17 protein-coding genes are annotated in these 16,425 nt (G+C 50.6%); 5 read left to right on the forward strand and 12 right to left on the reverse strand.

What is annotated here, in order from left to right; genetic code table 11:
* Positions 1 to 22: 22 nt before the first annotated feature.
* A complete protein-coding gene (locus A9B99_RS19225; protein ID WP_064600391.1) occupies positions 23 to 604 on the forward strand; it encodes an NAD(P)H-dependent oxidoreductase in 582 nt (193 codons plus the stop codon).
* A gap of 30 nt (positions 605 to 634) precedes the next feature.
* Positions 635 to 952 carry a putative quinol monooxygenase gene (locus A9B99_RS19230; protein ID WP_064600396.1) on the forward strand — a complete coding sequence of 106 codons (318 nt, stop codon included), beginning with the start codon at positions 635 to 637 and terminating at the stop codon, positions 950 to 952.
* A gap of 130 nt (positions 953 to 1,082) precedes the next feature.
* On the opposite strand, the gene A9B99_RS19235 is transcribed toward A9B99_RS19230, so the two are convergent.
* From A9B99_RS19235 to argH, 7 genes are read right to left on the reverse strand one after another with little or no spacing between them, the layout of a single operon-like run.
* A complete protein-coding gene (locus tag A9B99_RS19235) occupies positions 1,083 to 2,462 on the reverse strand; it encodes an MmgE/PrpD family protein (RefSeq protein WP_156519106.1) in 1,380 nt (459 codons plus the stop codon).
* Positions 2,455 to 3,360 (reverse strand): polysaccharide deacetylase family protein, encoded by a 906-nt coding sequence (locus A9B99_RS19240; RefSeq protein ID WP_082917913.1) that lies wholly within the window; start codon positions 3,358 to 3,360, stop codon positions 2,455 to 2,457. The genes A9B99_RS19235 and A9B99_RS19240 overlap by 8 nt, the downstream gene beginning before the upstream one ends.
* On the reverse strand, positions 3,350 to 4,198 hold the full coding sequence (locus A9B99_RS19245; RefSeq protein ID WP_064600397.1) for a polysaccharide deacetylase family protein: 849 nt from the start codon (positions 4,196 to 4,198) through the stop codon (positions 3,350 to 3,352). The genes A9B99_RS19240 and A9B99_RS19245 overlap by 11 nt, the downstream gene beginning before the upstream one ends.
* A gap of 14 nt (positions 4,199 to 4,212) precedes the next feature.
* Positions 4,213 to 5,040 (reverse strand): ABC transporter substrate-binding protein, encoded by an 828-nt coding sequence (locus A9B99_RS19250; RefSeq protein ID WP_064600398.1) that lies wholly within the window; start codon positions 5,038 to 5,040, stop codon positions 4,213 to 4,215.
* 16 nt (positions 5,041 to 5,056) lie between these two features.
* Entirely contained in the window at positions 5,057 to 5,821 is a 765-nt protein-coding gene (locus tag A9B99_RS19255; RefSeq protein ID WP_064600399.1) for an amino acid ABC transporter ATP-binding protein, read from the reverse strand.
* Between the two features lie 12 nt (positions 5,822 to 5,833).
* Entirely contained in the window at positions 5,834 to 6,712 is an 879-nt protein-coding gene (locus A9B99_RS19260) for an amino acid ABC transporter permease (RefSeq protein ID WP_064600401.1), read from the reverse strand.
* A gap of 10 nt (positions 6,713 to 6,722) precedes the next feature.
* Positions 6,723 to 8,150, reverse strand: coding sequence for an argininosuccinate lyase (gene argH, locus A9B99_RS19265; RefSeq protein WP_064600403.1), 1,428 nt, complete (start codon positions 8,148 to 8,150; stop codon positions 6,723 to 6,725).
* 140 nt (positions 8,151 to 8,290) lie between these two features.
* Between argH and A9B99_RS19270 the strand changes: the two genes are divergently transcribed.
* Positions 8,291 to 9,289, forward strand: coding sequence for a LysR family transcriptional regulator (locus A9B99_RS19270; protein WP_064600405.1), 999 nt, complete (start codon positions 8,291 to 8,293; stop codon positions 9,287 to 9,289).
* A 103-nt stretch (positions 9,290 to 9,392) separates the two neighbouring features.
* Here A9B99_RS19270 and parE read toward each other — a convergent pair whose 3' ends face one another.
* Genes parE through nudF form a run of 5 tightly spaced genes read right to left on the reverse strand, consistent with a single transcriptional unit; the run spans position 9,393 to position 13,809 of the window.
* Positions 9,393 to 11,285, reverse strand: a complete 1,893-nt coding sequence (gene parE / locus A9B99_RS19275; RefSeq protein WP_064600407.1) for a DNA topoisomerase IV subunit B — start codon at positions 11,283 to 11,285, stop codon at positions 9,393 to 9,395.
* A gap of 39 nt (positions 11,286 to 11,324) precedes the next feature.
* On the reverse strand, positions 11,325 to 11,900 hold the full coding sequence (yqiA, locus tag A9B99_RS19280; protein WP_064600408.1) for an esterase YqiA: 576 nt from the start codon (positions 11,898 to 11,900) through the stop codon (positions 11,325 to 11,327).
* On the reverse strand, positions 11,900 to 12,727 hold the full coding sequence (cpdA, locus tag A9B99_RS19285; RefSeq protein ID WP_064600409.1) for a 3',5'-cyclic-AMP phosphodiesterase: 828 nt from the start codon (positions 12,725 to 12,727) through the stop codon (positions 11,900 to 11,902). Before cpdA ends, yqiA begins: the two co-directional genes overlap by 1 nt.
* A 24-nt stretch (positions 12,728 to 12,751) precedes the next feature.
* A complete protein-coding gene (locus A9B99_RS19290; RefSeq protein ID WP_036105661.1) occupies positions 12,752 to 13,174 on the reverse strand; it encodes a DUF1249 family protein in 423 nt (140 codons plus the stop codon).
* 2 nt (positions 13,175 to 13,176) lie between these two features.
* Positions 13,177 to 13,809 (reverse strand): ADP-ribose diphosphatase, encoded by a 633-nt coding sequence (gene nudF / locus A9B99_RS19295; protein ID WP_064600410.1) that lies wholly within the window; start codon positions 13,807 to 13,809, stop codon positions 13,177 to 13,179.
* Between the two features lie 211 nt (positions 13,810 to 14,020).
* On the opposite strand from nudF, the gene tolC reads away from it, so the two are divergent.
* Together tolC and A9B99_RS19305 are read left to right on the forward strand one after the other, a co-directional pair.
* Positions 14,021 to 15,472, forward strand: coding sequence for an outer membrane channel protein TolC (gene tolC / locus A9B99_RS19300; protein WP_064600413.1), 1,452 nt, complete (start codon positions 14,021 to 14,023; stop codon positions 15,470 to 15,472).
* 284 nt (positions 15,473 to 15,756) lie between these two features.
* A complete protein-coding gene (locus tag A9B99_RS19305) occupies positions 15,757 to 16,422 on the forward strand; it encodes a DUF1190 family protein (RefSeq protein ID WP_064600415.1) in 666 nt (221 codons plus the stop codon).
* Positions 16,423 to 16,425: the final 3 nt, after the last annotated feature.

The following is a 16,425-nucleotide window of genomic DNA, read 5'->3' on the forward strand; positions in this document are numbered from 1 at the left end:
CTTAACTTATCGGAAAGAGACCATGAGTAACATACTGATTGTTAATGGCGCCAAATCTTTTGGGCACTCCGCCGGTCAACTGAATAATACACTGACCGAAGAAGCTGTAGCTCAATTACGTGAGCTGGGTCACCAGGTAACAGTGAGCGTAGCCGACAGCGATTATAATGTGGAAGATGAAGTTGCCCGCTTCCTGGCCGCTGACGCTATTATCTGGCAAATGCCCGGTTGGTGGATGGGTGCGCCCTGGACCGTTAAAAAATACATGGATGATGTGTTCACTGCTGGCCACGGCAGCCTGTACGCCAGTGATGGCCGTACCCGTTCAGATGCCAGCAAAAAATATGGCTCAGGGGGGCTGTTGCAGGGCAAGAAATATATGCTGTCACTCACCTGGAACGCACCACTGGAAGCGTTTACGGACAAAGAGCAGTTCTTCCACGGCGCAGGTGTTGATGGCGTCTACCTGCCGTTCCACAAAGCCAATCAGTTTATTGGCCTGGAAAGCCTGCCGACATATATCGCCAATGATGTGATTAAGCAACCGGATGTGCCACATTATATTGCACAATATCGCGAGCATCTGCGGGCGATTTTTGCTTAACTGTTAACACATTTAAAAAGGAGTGAATTTATGCTGACAGTGATTGCTGAAATTCGCACACGTCCAGGCGTTCATCATCGCCAGGCCGTGCTGAATGAATTTAAAACCCTGGTACCTGTTGTTCTTCAGGAAGAAGGTTGCCATGGCTACACCCCAATGGTGGATGAGAATACCGCTCTGGATTTTCAGGCAACAGCGCCAGATTCCATTGTCGTGGTTGAAGTGTGGGAAAGTGCTGCACATCTCAAAGCGCACCTGGAAACGCCGCATATGAAAGCATTCGGGGAAAAAACCAGGAATGATGTGCTGGATATGCACATTCGCATTCTGAAACCCGGCATTGCCTGAGTTTACTCCAGCAAAGTAAACACATCACTACAATGAACTCGCTACATTTGCTACAAAAGAAGGAAGTCAGTTTCCTTCTTTTTATTGCGGTTCATAATGTTATTTTTCGCTATCACGCCTGCGCCATCACTCAGGTTTCCTCATCTTCCCTGCCCAGCAATCCGCACAGTACAGCGACATCCGGGTATTCATCCAGATGCAGGCAAACATGCTCCAGTGCCCGGCAAGACGCTGCTGATAACACCTGACGTGCCAGTTGGTCAAATTTAGCCAACAACGCTCCATCACTCAGCGGGTTGCCTGGCGAACCCGAAGGCACTGGTACCTGTACCTGTGTCACACTGCCACGGGTGGTATGTAAAATAACAACCGGTTCTTCATCACCTTGTTGAAGCGCATCAACCTCCAGAGTAATGCGCGCCAGCATATCGCTCACTTGTGGCGAAAGCCGCTTTTCTTCACTGTAGCTTTCCAGCCCGACGCTGCCATAACATAGACGGGCAGCAAGCGCATAAGGCAGGCTCATTTGTGCCGCCGCCAGGCTGCCAGTTGACCGGCCACCGCACATCTCCATTAAAAATGGGTTAAGCCTGACATGTATGCGCTTCACCTGAGCCAAAGGTTGCACAGATAACAACTGGTTCAGTGCGTCAACCGCAGAATGGGTTCCCCGGCATGATGCATAAGGTTTGATTGAGCAACGCGCCAGTTTCCAGACTTGCCCGAGCGATGCCACCAGTGCATCAGGGCGCTGGCTGTGAGGCGCTATGGTTTGCAAAAAACCGCCCCATTTTTCAGCGAAAACAGCGCCCGGTCCCTGAATGCCTCTCTGTGCCAGTTGCGCGGCAAACAGCCCACTCTCGGCAGCCCGGCCAGCATGCAGTTTTTTAGTTTGCGAACCATCATGAATGAAAGCCCACAGGCCACTACTGAAACTGCCCGCAATACCCAGAGCAGCACTACACTGAGCCGGAGAAAGCTGCAGCAGGCTGCACACTGCGGCGGTAGCACCAAATACCCCGCAGGTTGCTGTCGAGTGCCAGCCAGCTTCGTTATGAGCGTTGTAACCGCCACAGGCTTCCAGCACACGACGGCCAATATCATAACCAATAATAAACGCGGTCAATAAACGCTGCCCGTCAACGGCCTCCTCCACCAGTGGTAACGCCGCGAGAATGGCAGGCATTACCACTGCTCCGGAGTGATCACAGCCACCGGTATCATCCAGTTCATACATATGCGCAGCGACACCATTCAGCCAGGCTGACTGGCGCGGGGTTACCCGCCACGCCTGCCCCACAAGGAGAGACTGTGCATGCCCGCCTTCTTCTCTGGCTAAGGCAGCACACTGATGCCAGATATCACTGTCTGTGCCTGCAAGCGTCGCGCCCAGGGTATCTAAAAAGTGGCGTTTGGCTTTTTCAACAAGGTGTGGAGGGAAATCCCTGTAGCCTGTAGTGGCAATGAATTCCCCCAGCATGTGCGTATAATCAATCATGGATTCAGCCATGATGTTGCGCCCACAACCGCTGGAATACTTCCGCCGGGTGGTCTGGCGTATTAGCGGGCTGAGAAGAACGCCAGTGTTCGGCCACAGACTGCGCGGTGGTTAACCAGACAGGTTGCTGTTGCAGCGTATCAATCAGCGCCTCCAGTAATGAAATGCGGCCTGCCGTACCCATAATTTCCGGGTGCAAACGGAGTAAGTAACACAAACCAAACCGGTGATAACCGTAAAAATCCTGGGTCATATTCGCCAGTGTTTCCTGGTATGACGCGATACGCGACTGGCCTGGTGGTACTGCCGGGCTGAGGTTAAACGCGAAATAGGGTTCATCTTCCAGTTCATAATGCAGCGGTAACTCAACCAGAGAGGTGCCCGGATGGAAATAAGGCAGGTCGTCGCCTCGCCAACAGGAAGACCACTGAAACCCCATGCCGCTCAGTGCCTGGGCAAACCCGGGTTTCCACTGCCCGGCGGGGGTACGAAACCCCCGGGGGGCACGGCCACATAACGCCGTCAGTTTCTCTGTAGCGCGGCGGACACAAGCCACCTGTTCTTCCAGGCTCATAGCGGAAAAATCTTCGTGCTGGTCACCTGCGCAGGCAACTTCGTGCCCTGCTGCCAAAATCCGCTCCAGCAGCAATGGCTGTTCTTGCGCCACAATAGCTGGCAGGCACCAGGTGGTTTTCACCTGTTTTTTCGCCAACAGGTTCAGTAAACGGTCCACACCGCGCAGTGTGCCATAACGCCAGACAGACAATGTTTTATCCCGTCCTTCAACAGTAGGAGCCTGGGACAAAATGCCGTAGATATCATTAAAATCAATGGTGATAACCGCAGCAGAACGGTATCCCTGCGGCCAGGGCGAAGTACTCCCGGTAAGCATTGTGTTTTTATCCGGCATGTTGACACTCCTGCATATACCACGCTGCGACAGCATCACAACGGGCAAACCACACGTCGCCACGGGAAGTCATATGGGCAAAGAATTTCTCCAGCAACAAAATGCGGCCTGGCTGCCCGGAGATTTTGGGGTGAAACAACGTGGTCAGGCATAATCCTTCATCCATGGCGCCATCAAATTCCCGTTGCCAGTTATCCAGCGTCAGTGCATAGCTGGCAGTGCGGTCTCCCCCTTTGGGAAAATCCGGGTTACGGGTATAGGCCAGTGAGGCATAGTCATCCATTTCCCACTTGCCGGGGATTTCCACCAGTGGCGGGAAACCCGCAACCTCAATGCAATAAGGTCTGTCATCGCCACGCATACTGCTCGAATAGAGAACCCCTGCAGCCTTGAGCACTTCAGGAGTACTGGCTTGCCAGTCTCCCGACGGGGTACGGAACCCTCGTGCGGTAATACCTAAATAGCGTTGAAAAATTTCTGCGGATTTCGCCATCACTGCATGCTGTTCATCAGGGCTCAGGGCAAAAAACGATTCGTGCCGATAACCATGAAATGCCACTTCATGCCCTTGTTCCACTATGGCGCGGCATTGTTCCGGCCAGTGCTCAACAACCCAGGCCGGAACAAAAAAAGTGGCCGGTAACTGAAAGTCTTGCAGTAAATCGAGCAAACGACCGAGTGCCCGAAATGGCCCATAAGAGCCAAAGGTAAAGTACTCTGGTGAAGACCAGATACTGCCATTAAGCATGGCATCGCCAGTCGGGCCATCTAAATCAAACGCCAGCGCCATACAACCGCGTTTTCCCTCAGGCCAACGCAATTCACCCGGTGATTGCATCATCTGCTCCTGATTCAGCCCTGGTTGACGGTGGCTTTGGCTACGCCGTTATCTGATAAGCCCCATTTAGTGAGGATTTTTTGGTAGGTACCATTGGCTATCATGTCATTCAGCGCGCCCTGAATGGCATCGCGTAATGCAGTGTTGTCCTTGCCAATCGCCATCCCGGTGTACTGGAAAGCGAATGCTTTATCCAGTGGCTTAAAGGTTCCTTTTTCGAGGCTCATAATGTAAGGCAGCGTTTCGCTCCCCTGCACGGCTGCATCCAGGCGGCGCTGGCGTAACTGCGTGCGCGCATCAGCGCTACCTTCAGTACCCACAACCACAACAGCCGGTTTCCCCGCAGCTTCGCAATGAGCTTTGCTCCAGTTAGCAATTTCCTGCGGGAATGTAGTGCGGCGGCTGGTGCCAACATGTTTGCCACACAAATCAATATCATGCTGGAGATCCTGACGGGCGGTCAGCGTGTAAAACTGTGGGCCGGTTTTGAAGTAGTCAATAAAATCGACCACTTTCTGGCGTTCTTTGGTATCTGTCATCCCTGACATCACCATATCGACGCGTTTGGTTACCACAGCATTGACCATCTGCTCAAAAGCGATTTCCTGCCAGTTCACTTTGATACCCAGCTCTTTGCCAATGGCTACGCCCAGGTCGTAATCCACACCAGTTAACTGATTGCTGGCCGGGTCTTTAAAATCCATTGGCGGGTAGTTCGGCATAATTGCCACGGTAATTTCGCCTTTTGCCTTGATGGATGCTGGCAATTCCGTTGCCGCCCAGCTGCTGGAGGACTGGACAACGAGTGCAGTTGCTATCACGCTCAGAAACAGGTTTTTCATGGTTTACCCCGGTTAATTAAAGGAGAATGGCATTAATGAAATTTTTCATTCGCGGGTTACGCGGGTTGAGCAGAATCTCTTCTGGTGCGCCCTGCTCAATAATCTGGCCTTCATCCATAAACACCACCTGGTTGGCAACCTCGCGGGCAAAGCCCATTTCATGGGTCACCACCAGCATTGTTGTGCCCTCCTGCGCCAGTTGACGCATGACAGCCAACACTTCCCCCACCATTTCGGGATCCAGTGCCGAAGTGGGTTCATCAAACAACATCAGTTTTGGTTTCATTGCCAGTGCCCGGGCTATGGCAACGCGCTGTTGTTGCCCGCCAGAGAGCGACTGTGGGTAGGCGTGTGCTTTGTTTGCCAAACCAACCCGCTCCAGTAATGCCATCGCCTCTTCAGTTGCTTCGCGTTTTGGGCGCAATAACACATTGCATGGGCCTTCAGTGATATTCTCCAGCGCAGTCTTATGGGGAAATAAGTTAAAACGCTGGAAGACCATGCCGGTATGCAGGCGCTGGCGGGCAATTTGTTTGTCATTGAGTGGATAGAGCTTGTCGCCTGCAATGCGATAACCAGCCAACTCGTTATCTATCCAGATCCCACCACGGTCCACCTTTTCAAGTTGGTTAATACAACGCAGAAAGGTACTTTTCCCTGAGCCCGATGGCCCGAGAATGCACATCACCTCGCCGTAATTCACTTCCAGACTGACATCTTTCAGCGCGTGGAACTGGTCAAAATATTTGTTCACCTTCATGGCGCGAACAATGTTTCTCATGAGGAACTCCAGTTACTGGCGGCGGCGATGACCGCGGGAGAAATAACGCTCCAGTTGGCTTTGGCCAAAAGAGAGCACCGTGACAATCATCAGGTACCAAATCCCCGCCACAAACAGCAGCTCCATCACACGCGCGTTAGCGAAGTAGATGTTTTGCGTGTTGTAGAGCAATTCGGAATACTGAATCATGCTCGCCAGACTGGTCGTTTTGATCATGCTGATAAATTCATTACCAATAGGCGGCAGAATAACTCGCATCGCCTGAGGCAAAATAATGCGGCGTAAAGCCTGCAGGCGCGGCATACCAATGGATTTCGCCGCTTCATACTGGCCAATATCCACAGACAACAACCCGGCGCGAACCACTTCAGAGGTATACGCGCCCTGGTTGATACTCAGCCCCAGCAAAGCAGCCAGGAATGGTGTCATGACATGTACGGTCTGCACACTGAACAGGCCGGGAATAGAAATCACCGGGAATACCAGCGCGAGGTTGAACCACAGCAGCAATTGCAGAATCAGTGGGGTGCCCCGAAAAATCCAGGCATAGGCCACTGCGATGTAATGCAACACCGGGTTGGGCGACATATACATAATTGCCGCCACCACACCAAAAACCACGCCCAGCATCATGGCTAAAATCGACATAATCAGAGTGTTCATCACCCCCTGAAGAATGGCTGTGGCAGTAAAAAACTGGCCGACATAACGCCATTCAATATTGCCGTGGGCAAAAGCATTCACCAGCATTGCCACCAGGAGCAAAATCACAACCGAGGCAGTAATTCGCCCATAATAGCGGCGCGGGACGACCTGGTATTTGTCCAGGTCATATTGTGTGTGGCTGTTGTGCGCCGGTGATGATGTTGTAAGCGGGGTTGATTGTTCCATCCTGCCTCCTTCAGGCTCGCGGCCCAGTGTAATTCCGGGTCCAGCTTAGCTGGGATTCGGTCAGCGTTTGCAGGCGGGCTAACTGTTGTTCAACACAGTGCGGTGCGGTGCCACCGAAACCGTGGCGGGCCGCTAATGCCGCATCCAGTGTCAGGGCATCACGAACGTCAGGCGTCAGGCGCTCATCTACCGATTTCAGTTCGGCATCGCTCAGTGCATCCAGCCCGCACTGCTGTTGTTCGCACAGTTGTACCAGTTGGCCGGTAATTTCATGAGCATGCTTAAATGGCACCCCGCGCATGGCCAGCCAGTCCGCCACCTCTGTTGCCAGGGTAAAGCCTTCCGGCGCCTGCTGCGCCATTCTCTGTGTATCGAATTTCAGGGTGGCAACCATGCCAGACATGGCAGGCAGGACCAGCAACAGGGTTTCTACTGCATCAATGACATTACGCTTGTCATCACTTAAATCCCGGTTGTAGGAGAGTGGCATCGCTTTCATAGTAGTCAGTAATGCCATCAGGTTACCGACCAGACGCCCACTGCGCCCACGCGTCAGCTCGGCAATATCCGGGTTTTTCTTCTGCGGCATAATCGAGCTGCCAGTAGCATAGCTGTCATCCAGCTCCACCCAGCGGAACTGGCGAGATGACCAGAGGCAGACTTCCTCGCACAAGCGCGACAGGTTGACAGCTATCATGGCAGTCACAAACAAAAACTCCGCAGCAAAGTCACGGCTGGCAACGGCATCAATGGAGTTTTCACAGGCTGCGATATACCCCAGTTCCTGAGCTGCAAGTTCGGGTTGGCGGGCAATAGCTGAACCTGCCATTGCTGCGGCACCCAGAGGGCAGTATGCACTGCGCTGATCCCAGTCCTGCATACGTGAAATATCCCGGGCGAAAGCCTGAGCGTGAGCCAGCAACTGGTGCCCAAAAACAATGGGCTGGGCCTGCTGGAGGTGAGTAAAACCCGGAGCAACACTGTGAAGATGTCGGGCTGCCTGGCCCATTAGCGCCTGTTGTAACTCCAGCAATGCACTGGCAACACGACGCCCGTTATCCCGCAGGTAGAGACGCAAATCATTCACTGTCTGGTCATTACGAGAACGGCCAGCGCGTAACTTCCCGCCCAATTCCCCCAGGCGTTCAACCAGTACACGTTCAATAAATGTATGAACGTCTTCATCCGCAGTAATTGGTGAAACCAGTCCGGCTCGAAAATCCTGGTCCAGCTTGTCAATCGCCACCAGCATGGCTGATAACTCTTCAGCGCTGAGCAGCCCGGCTCTTTCCAGCTCTCTGGCATGGGCCCGACACCCGGCGAGATCGTAGGGAGCCAGTGAGAAATAGTGCTCCGGGCTGCGTGATAACGCACTCAGGCTGGCGGCTGGAGCGGATTTAAAACGCGCTCCCCAAAGGCGCTCTGCATTTTCAGACATGCTGTTTCCCTTTCAAGACGGTGATAAATGAGTTCGTCTCCGGCAATAATAAAAACTTATTTTTACTATCACTGGAAAACTTAATTCATTTCATGTTCACTGTACTTTTACCGCAATATTTACGGAGTTAAATAGTAAAAATGGAAAGTAAAGTTTCTCATTATGGAAACATGGCAAATCCGGGCAATGGAAACAGCGCGATGAATCGTAATGATGGAACAACTCTTTCATTAAATAACATCGACCTAAAATTGCTGCGGGTTTTTAAATGTGTGGTGGAAGCCGGAGGAATGACGGCGGCCAGCCATGAGCTGAATATTGGCCTTGCTGCAATTAGCAAACAGGTTTCCGACCTTGAAATACGCCTTGGGATGACATTATGCAGCCGTGGGCGAGAAGGCTTTGAACTGACAGAATACGGCGTAAATGTATACCAGGCAACGCTGGAACTCTTTGTTTCACTTAATACTTTCCGTGAGAGGGTTCACAGTAGTCGCAATGAAGTTCTCGGCGATATTGCGATTAGCGTGGTCGATAATACTATTTCTGATACTCAGTCGCCTGTCACCAAAGCGGTGCAACAATTGCACCAGAATGCACCAAAAGTAAATATCCGTCTGCAAACATCGCAATTAGAAGATATAGAAAGGGGTATTAGCGAGGGGCGTTATCATTGCGGGATCGGCCCCGTATATGAAAAAAAAGAAGCATTTGAGTATTTTATTTTATATCACGAAATTTCGAAAATTTATTGTTCCTCCTCTCACCAACTATTTAATGAAGAAGAGAAAAATAACGTGTCTATTGATATAATAAAACAACAAAAAATGATTAATCACATGTATGTTTCACACCGCGATAGCAGTAGCCTCCTGCCTGTTCACGACACAAAAATACAGGCTGTTCAGGTTGAATCAGTCGCCATGTTAATATTAACCGGACACTTTATTGGTTATCTTCCAGAACATTATGCGCAAAGCTATATTGATCGGGGTTTATTACAGGAACTCAGTAATGAAAAACTGGTGGCAAAAACGCCTTTCTACCTGATGCTGAAGAAAGGAAAAAAAATTAATCCGATAATTAATTTATTTATGCAGGCGTTATCGATCAGTGAATCTGCGGTTGCATCATTATGAGGCAATGCGCTTATACTGATGAACAAATACGCTCCAACGGGCATAAAAAACCCTGAGATAAGGCTTTACGCCTCTATCATCAGGGTTGTTAACCGGCAATAAATCAGACCTCAATATCCACCATATCGCCTTTTTCCTGCAACCAGTTTCGGCGGTCTTCAGAACGTTTTTTCGCCAATAACATATCCATCATCGACTGGGTTCGTTCTTCATCGTCATCGCTAATGGTTAACTGCACCAGGCGGCGGGTATTGGGATCCAGCGTTGTTTCACGTAACTGTAGTGGGTTCATTTCACCCAATCCTTTAAAGCGCTGAACATTTGGTTTACCACGTTTACGCTTAAGTTGCTCCATAACCCCATCTTTTTCTTCGTCAGTCAGGGCGTAATAGACTTCTTTACCCAGGTCGATACGATACAGTGGTGGCATAGCGACATACACATGGCCTGCCTTCACCAGCGGGCGGAAATGGCGCACAAACAGCGCACAAAGTAATGTAGCAATGTGCAGACCATCGGAGTCTGCATCCGCCAGGATACAAATCTTACCGTAGCGCAGTTGCGTTAAATCATCGCTGTCGGGATCAATACCAATGGCGACAGAAATATCATGCACTTCCTGGGAGCCCAGCACTTCGTCTGAAGACACTTCCCAGGTATTCAGGATCTTACCTTTCAAAGGCATGATGGCCTGATACTCGCGGTCGCGCGCCTGTTTGGCAGAACCGCCAGCGGAATCCCCTTCCACCAGAAAAAGCTCAGTACGATGCAAATCCTGGGCAGTACAGTCTGCCAGTTTACCAGGCAGTGCCGGGCCGCTGGTCAGTTTCTTACGTACAACTTTTTTGGCCGCTCTCAGCCGGCGCTGCGCGCTGGCAATCGCCAGCTCAGCCAGTTGTTCTGCCGCCTGCACGTTCTGGTTCAGCCATAAGCTGAAAGCATCTTTTACCACACCAGAAACAAATGCCGCACACTGGCGAGATGACAAACGTTCTTTGGTTTGCCCGGCAAACTGAGGGTCCTGCATTTTGACCGACAGGACGTAAGCACAACGTTCCCAAATATCATCAGCAGATAATTTCACACCACGCGGCAGAATATTGCGGAATTCACAAAACTCGCGGATACCATCCAGCAACCCCTGGCGCAGGCCATTAACATGGGTCCCACCCAGCATGGTAGGGATCAGGTTGACATAGCTTTCAGTCAGCAGCTCGCCGCCTTCCGGCAGCCACAGTAGCGCCCAGTCAACGGCTTCGGTTTCACCAGAGAAATTACCTACAAAGGGTTTCTCCGGCAGCGTCACCAAACCATTAACGGCTTCACTCAGGTAGTCTGTCAGGCCATCCTGGTAACACCAACGCTGTTCAGTGTTGTTCACTTCATCGCGAAAGGTGATTTCCACACCAGGACACAGTACTGCTTTTGCTTTCAGCAAATGCGACAGGCGAGAGACAGAGAAACGCGGGCTGTCAAAAAATTGTTCATCAGGCCAGAAATGCACGCTGGTGCCGGTATTGCGTTTACCGCAGGTCCCTTTTACATGCAGTTCTTCAGCTTTATCGCCATTCTCAAACGCAATGCCATACACCTGACCATCACGCTTAACTGTCACTTCAACCCGTTTGGATAACGCGTTGACAACAGAGATGCCCACCCCATGTAACCCACCAGAAAACTGGTAGTTCTTATTGGAGAATTTTCCCCCGGCGTGCAAGCGGCACAGGATAAGCTCAACCGCCGGAACACCTTCTTCCGGGTGAATATCGACAGGCATGCCGCGCCCGTCATCAATAACTTCCAGCGACTGATCGGCATGGAGAATTACGTCAACTTTTTTGGCATGGCCTGCCAGCGCTTCATCCACGCTGTTATCAATAACCTCCTGACCAAGGTGGTTAGGGCGCGTGGTGTCAGTGTACATACCCGGGCGACGGCGAACCGGCTCAAGCCCGGTAAGTACCTCAATGGCATCAGCGTTATAGGATTGCGTCATGGTTTTTCGCTGCTCAACTAAGGAAGAAGATACCTGGTACTAACTCAGCCCCAGGAAATCAATAATCTGTGTGAAATGATGTTCAAAGCCGGTGAATGCATGATTACCCCCCTCTTCAATGAGCTGGCGGCAAGGGGCGTAATAAGCCACTGCCTGGCGGTAATCCAGCACTTCATCACCCGTTTGCTGTAGCAACCAAAGCAAATCGGGTGCTTCCAGCGGGTCAACCTGCATAACTTTGAGATCATAAATATGGCGAGACTCTAGCACATATTGCTGGCCGGTGTATGGGTTCTCATTGTCTCCGAGAAAATCTGCCAGTAATTCAAAAGGGCGTACAGCCGGATTCACAACCACCGCAGGCAACATAAAACATTGCGACAACCAGGTGGCGTAATACCCACCTAATGATGAACCCACAATACCCATCGGTTCTCCCCCTCTGGCCATTACAATAGATTCAAGCATTTCTGCAGCATCGGCCGGGTAAGGAGGTAACTGAGGGATAACCATGGTGATATCCGGGTGGTGCTCAGCCAACCAGTTTTTCATACTGGTGGCTTTTGCCGAACGCGGTGAGCTGTTGAAACCATGGAGATAAAGAAGAGTGGCCATTAATAACCTTCAGAATCAGTATCGGGGCTGAACGCGCTGCCCGACAAACGACAAACTTCAGTTGTCAACGAACCATCCGGATGCAGTGTTATCCAGCGCCAGCCCGGCGCAACCGTGTCCAGTGTAAAATTGGCGCAATGTGGTTTGAACTGCACACAGGTGGACGGCGTAGCCATCATCCGGCGCCCATTCCAGTCCACATCCATTTCCTGGTGAATATGCCCACACAGCAAATGTTTCACCCCGGTATAACGTTGCAACACATCATCAAGTGCCTGGGCATTACGCAGGCTGTGTTGATCAAGCCAGCTGCATCCGGCAGGCAGAGGATGATGATGCAACAGTAACAAAGTTTGCCTGTCAGGGTTTTCAGCCAGTTTTTTTTCCAGCCACTCAAGCTGGTACTCGCTCAGCTCACCATGAGGCACACCGAAAACCTGGCTATCAAGCAGCAAAACCTGCCAGCTTTTCCCTGCCAGTACCTGCTTTGAAGACGAAATACCCGATTCTTTCAGCGAACTGAACATCGCGGGTTGAAAATCATGATTGCCAGGCAGCCAGACACAAGGTACCGCCAACGAAGAAACCCCTTCAGCGAAGTGCTGATAAGCTTCGTTGCTCTGATCCTGTGCTAAATCCCCTGTGGCAACTATCAGGTCGAACGGACGGGCTTCTTTGTGGATGGCCGCCAGTACTGCCCGATAACTTGACCAGGTGTTAACGCCCAACAGCGTTTCATCTTTCCCGGCAAATAAATGGGTGTCAGTAATTTGTAGTATCCTGATACTGGCTTCATCAGCAGCAGGTATTGTCAACAGGCTTTCCAAATGGTGTCCTTAGGTTTCACGACGCTAACAAACCGGAATCGCCATCGCTCCATGCGCTAAACAGTAACGTAGCCAATCGGCAAGGAACTGGTTAATTTGATGTTTTTCGTCGCGTTGATGCAACTTTTTATTAGGATAATCATAACGTGCTTTAAAACGGAAGATCTGCTGACTTGAACACACTTCAGCAACCATGGCGTCATGATAGAGCCTGACAGACATGGAAGGAAGACTCCAGTATGTGACAGAGGGTAGCGTTTGTTCAATCTCAACAAGCGTAGTGTAGCGAGTTGATTCAAGAATCGTTAACCGATACTGAGCACTATTGACCTGGTAGCTGATTTTTTCACCGATTGCATCAACAGGTGGCAGCAACCGGCGTAACTGGGCGAAGTTTGTTTCGCACAAACGCATCATCTCAGGAAAATCAGGTGTATAGCGCTTCATTGTCATGCGTTCCACTCTTGTCGTAATTGTTGATAATGCAACTGCAGCCATTGCAAGGCGATGACAGATGCGGCGTTGTCGATTTTCCCTTCCTCAACTAATTGGTACGCCGTTTCCCGGCTGACGACATGAACACGGATATCTTCATTTTCTTCCGCCAGGCCGTGGACTCCGGTCGCAGTCATTGCATCCACCTCTCCGACCAGAATAGACAACCGTTCACTGGTTCCGCCAGGGCTTGCCAGGTAACTTAATACCGGCCGGGTACGCTTCACATGCAACCCGGCCTCTTCTTCTGCCTCACGGCGCACAACATCTTCCGGAGACTCGCCCGCTTCAATCATGCCGGCAACCATTTCCAACAGCCATGGGGTTTCACTGGTATCAAAAGCAGCAATTCTAATTTGCTCAATAATCACCACTTCATCACGCACCGGATCATAGGGCAACAATACTGCCGCGTGGCCACGTTCGAAAATCTCCCGACGAACCTCTTCACTCATTCCGCCATTGAACATACGATGACGAAAACGCCAGACATCCAGCGAAAAAAAACCACGCCAAACTGTTTCCCGTGCAATAATTTCTACATCGTTTTTTGTAAACGTTGTGATGTTTTTGTTTTCTTTATCCATCAGTAGACCTGCTCGAACAGTGATTGTTTTATTGATTTCAATCCATCAGGAATGTTGTTTCAACCACTCTGTGGTAGATTGATGAATTTTCAGGGCAGATGGCACTTAACGCCAAGACGTTGTCAACGCTGAACCTGCTAAAATCGGCGATCATTTTTGGCATCAGTCAGCGTTATTACACACAATTTCTGCTTCACAACAAGGAATGCAAATGAAGAAACTGCTCCCCACACTTATCGGTCTGAGCTTTATCGCGTTCAGTACCATGAGCCAGGCAGAAAACCTGTTGCAGGTTTATCAGCAGGCACGTATCAGTAACCCTGACCTGCGTAAATCCGCAGCTGATCGCGATGCGGCATTTGAGAAAATCAATGAATCACGCAGCCCATTATTACCTCAACTGGGCCTGGGAGCCGACTATACCTACAATAACGGCTACCGTGACAACAATGGCATTAACTCCAATGCCACCAGCGCGTCCTTACAGCTTACGCAAGTTATTTTCGATATGTCAAAATGGCGTGCGCTGACCATCCAGGAAAAAACGGCGGGAATACAGGATGTCTCCTACCAGTCTGACGAACAAGCGCTGATTCTCAATACCGCAACAGCGTATTTTAACGTATTGAGCGCTATCGACTCGTTGTCATACGTTGAAGCGGAAAAACAGTCTATTTACCGCCAGCTTGACCAAACCACCCAGCGTTTTAATGTTGGTTTAGTGGCGATTACTGACGTACAAAACGCCCGTGCTCAGTACGACAGCGTTCTGGCTAATGAAGTCACCGCTCGTAACAATCTGGATAATGCACTGGAATCATTGCGCCAGATTACCGGCAATTACTACCCTGAACTGGCCTCCGTCAACGTTGCGGATATGAAAGTCACCAAGCCTCAGGCCGTTCAGAACCTGCTCAAAGAAGCGGAAAACCGTAACTTATCTTTATTGCAGGCACGTTTGAACCAGGACCTGGCTCGTGAACAAATTCGCTACTACCAGACCGGCCATATGCCTACCCTGAATCTGACCGCGTCCAGTAGTGTTTCCAACACCAAATACAATGGTCATAACGCTGTCGGTTCAAACTATGCAGACAGAGACATTGGGCAGAACTCGGTTGGCCTGAGCTTCTCTTTACCGCTCTACAGCGGTGGGTCTGTGACTTCACAGGTGAAACAGGCGCAATATAACTTCGTGGGTGCCAGCGAATCACTGGAAAGTGCTCACCGCAGTGTTGTGCAAACCACCCGTTCAGCGTGGAACAACATCAATGCATCCATCAGCAGCATCAATGCCTATAAACAGGCAGTAGTGTCGGCACAAAGCTCACTGGATGCGATGGAAGCCGGTTACTCTGTCGGTACCCGTACTATTGTTGATGTCCTGGATGCAACGTCTACATTGTATAACGCCAAGCAGGAACTCTCCAACGCACGTTATAACTACCTGATCAATACCCTGACACTGAAATCTGCATTGGGTACGTTGAACCAGCAGGATCTGGTCACACTGAACAGCGAACTGAGCAAACCGGTTTCGACTTCACCTGAAAGCATTGCGCCCGATAATATGCAGCAGGATGCGAGAGCAGATGGTTACAATGACACAACAGGACAAAAAACAGTCAAAAGAGCCAGCAGCAAAAAAATGCTGAGCCACTGATTGGCCATTTTGTTTTATCTAAAGAGAGCCTTTTGGCTCTCTTTTAGTTAGCAGCCGAAATTCTGTGAATTAAGTTTCCGTGTTTCTCATTGGGTGACATCCTCTCGTTCTGTGTGGACATGAAGTTTGTTATCAGCCTCAGAGAACCTTTTGGCTCTTTTTTTTCTAAACGTAAGGCTTCGTAAAGAAGACGCCACAATTCTGCACATTGCTTCAAATATAATCAGTGTTCCTCTATTCTTTGCACTCCAAGTAATCTCTACCACTGGGCAAGGAAAAGAATGATGAAAAGGACCAAAACAATACAACTCGCCGCCTTTCGCAAAAGCTGGAATGCACGGCATTTGACGCCAGTTGCTCTGGTTGTTACGGCAGCATTTTTACTCGCTGGCTGTGAAAAAAGCGATGAAACAGTAAAACTCTACCAAAATGCGGATGACTGTAGTGCAGCCAATCCAGGTGAAAGCCAGCAATGTACAACAGCCTATAACAACGCCCTGAAAGAAGCTGAACGCACCGCACCTAAATACGCGACTCGTCAGGATTGTGTTGCCGAATTTGGTGAAGGCCAATGCCAGCCTGCGCCCTCCCAGGCGAGTGTCGCCGGTGACAATCAGGCACAGGCTCAGTCAGGTGGGAGTTTCTGGATGCCATTAATGGCCGGGTACATGATGGGGCGTATGATGGGCGGCTCTTATGCTCAACAGCCGCTGTTCAGTTCGAAAAACCCCTCCAGCCCGGCTTATGGCCGTTACACAGATGCCAGTGGTAAAAGCTACGGCGCAGCAACGCCTGGGCGCACCATGACTGTGCCCAAAACCGCTATGGCGCCGAAACCCACAACTACCAGCACAATTACTCGTGGTGGTTTTGGTGAAAGCGTCGCCAAACAAGCGTCCATGCAGCGATCCAGTACCAGTGGCACAACGCGTCGTACAATGGGTGGTTAAGTC

Source organism: Mangrovibacter phragmitis (assembly GCF_001655675.1).
In the GTDB taxonomy this organism is placed as follows: Bacteria; Pseudomonadota; Gammaproteobacteria; order Enterobacterales; family Enterobacteriaceae; genus Mangrovibacter; species Mangrovibacter phragmitis.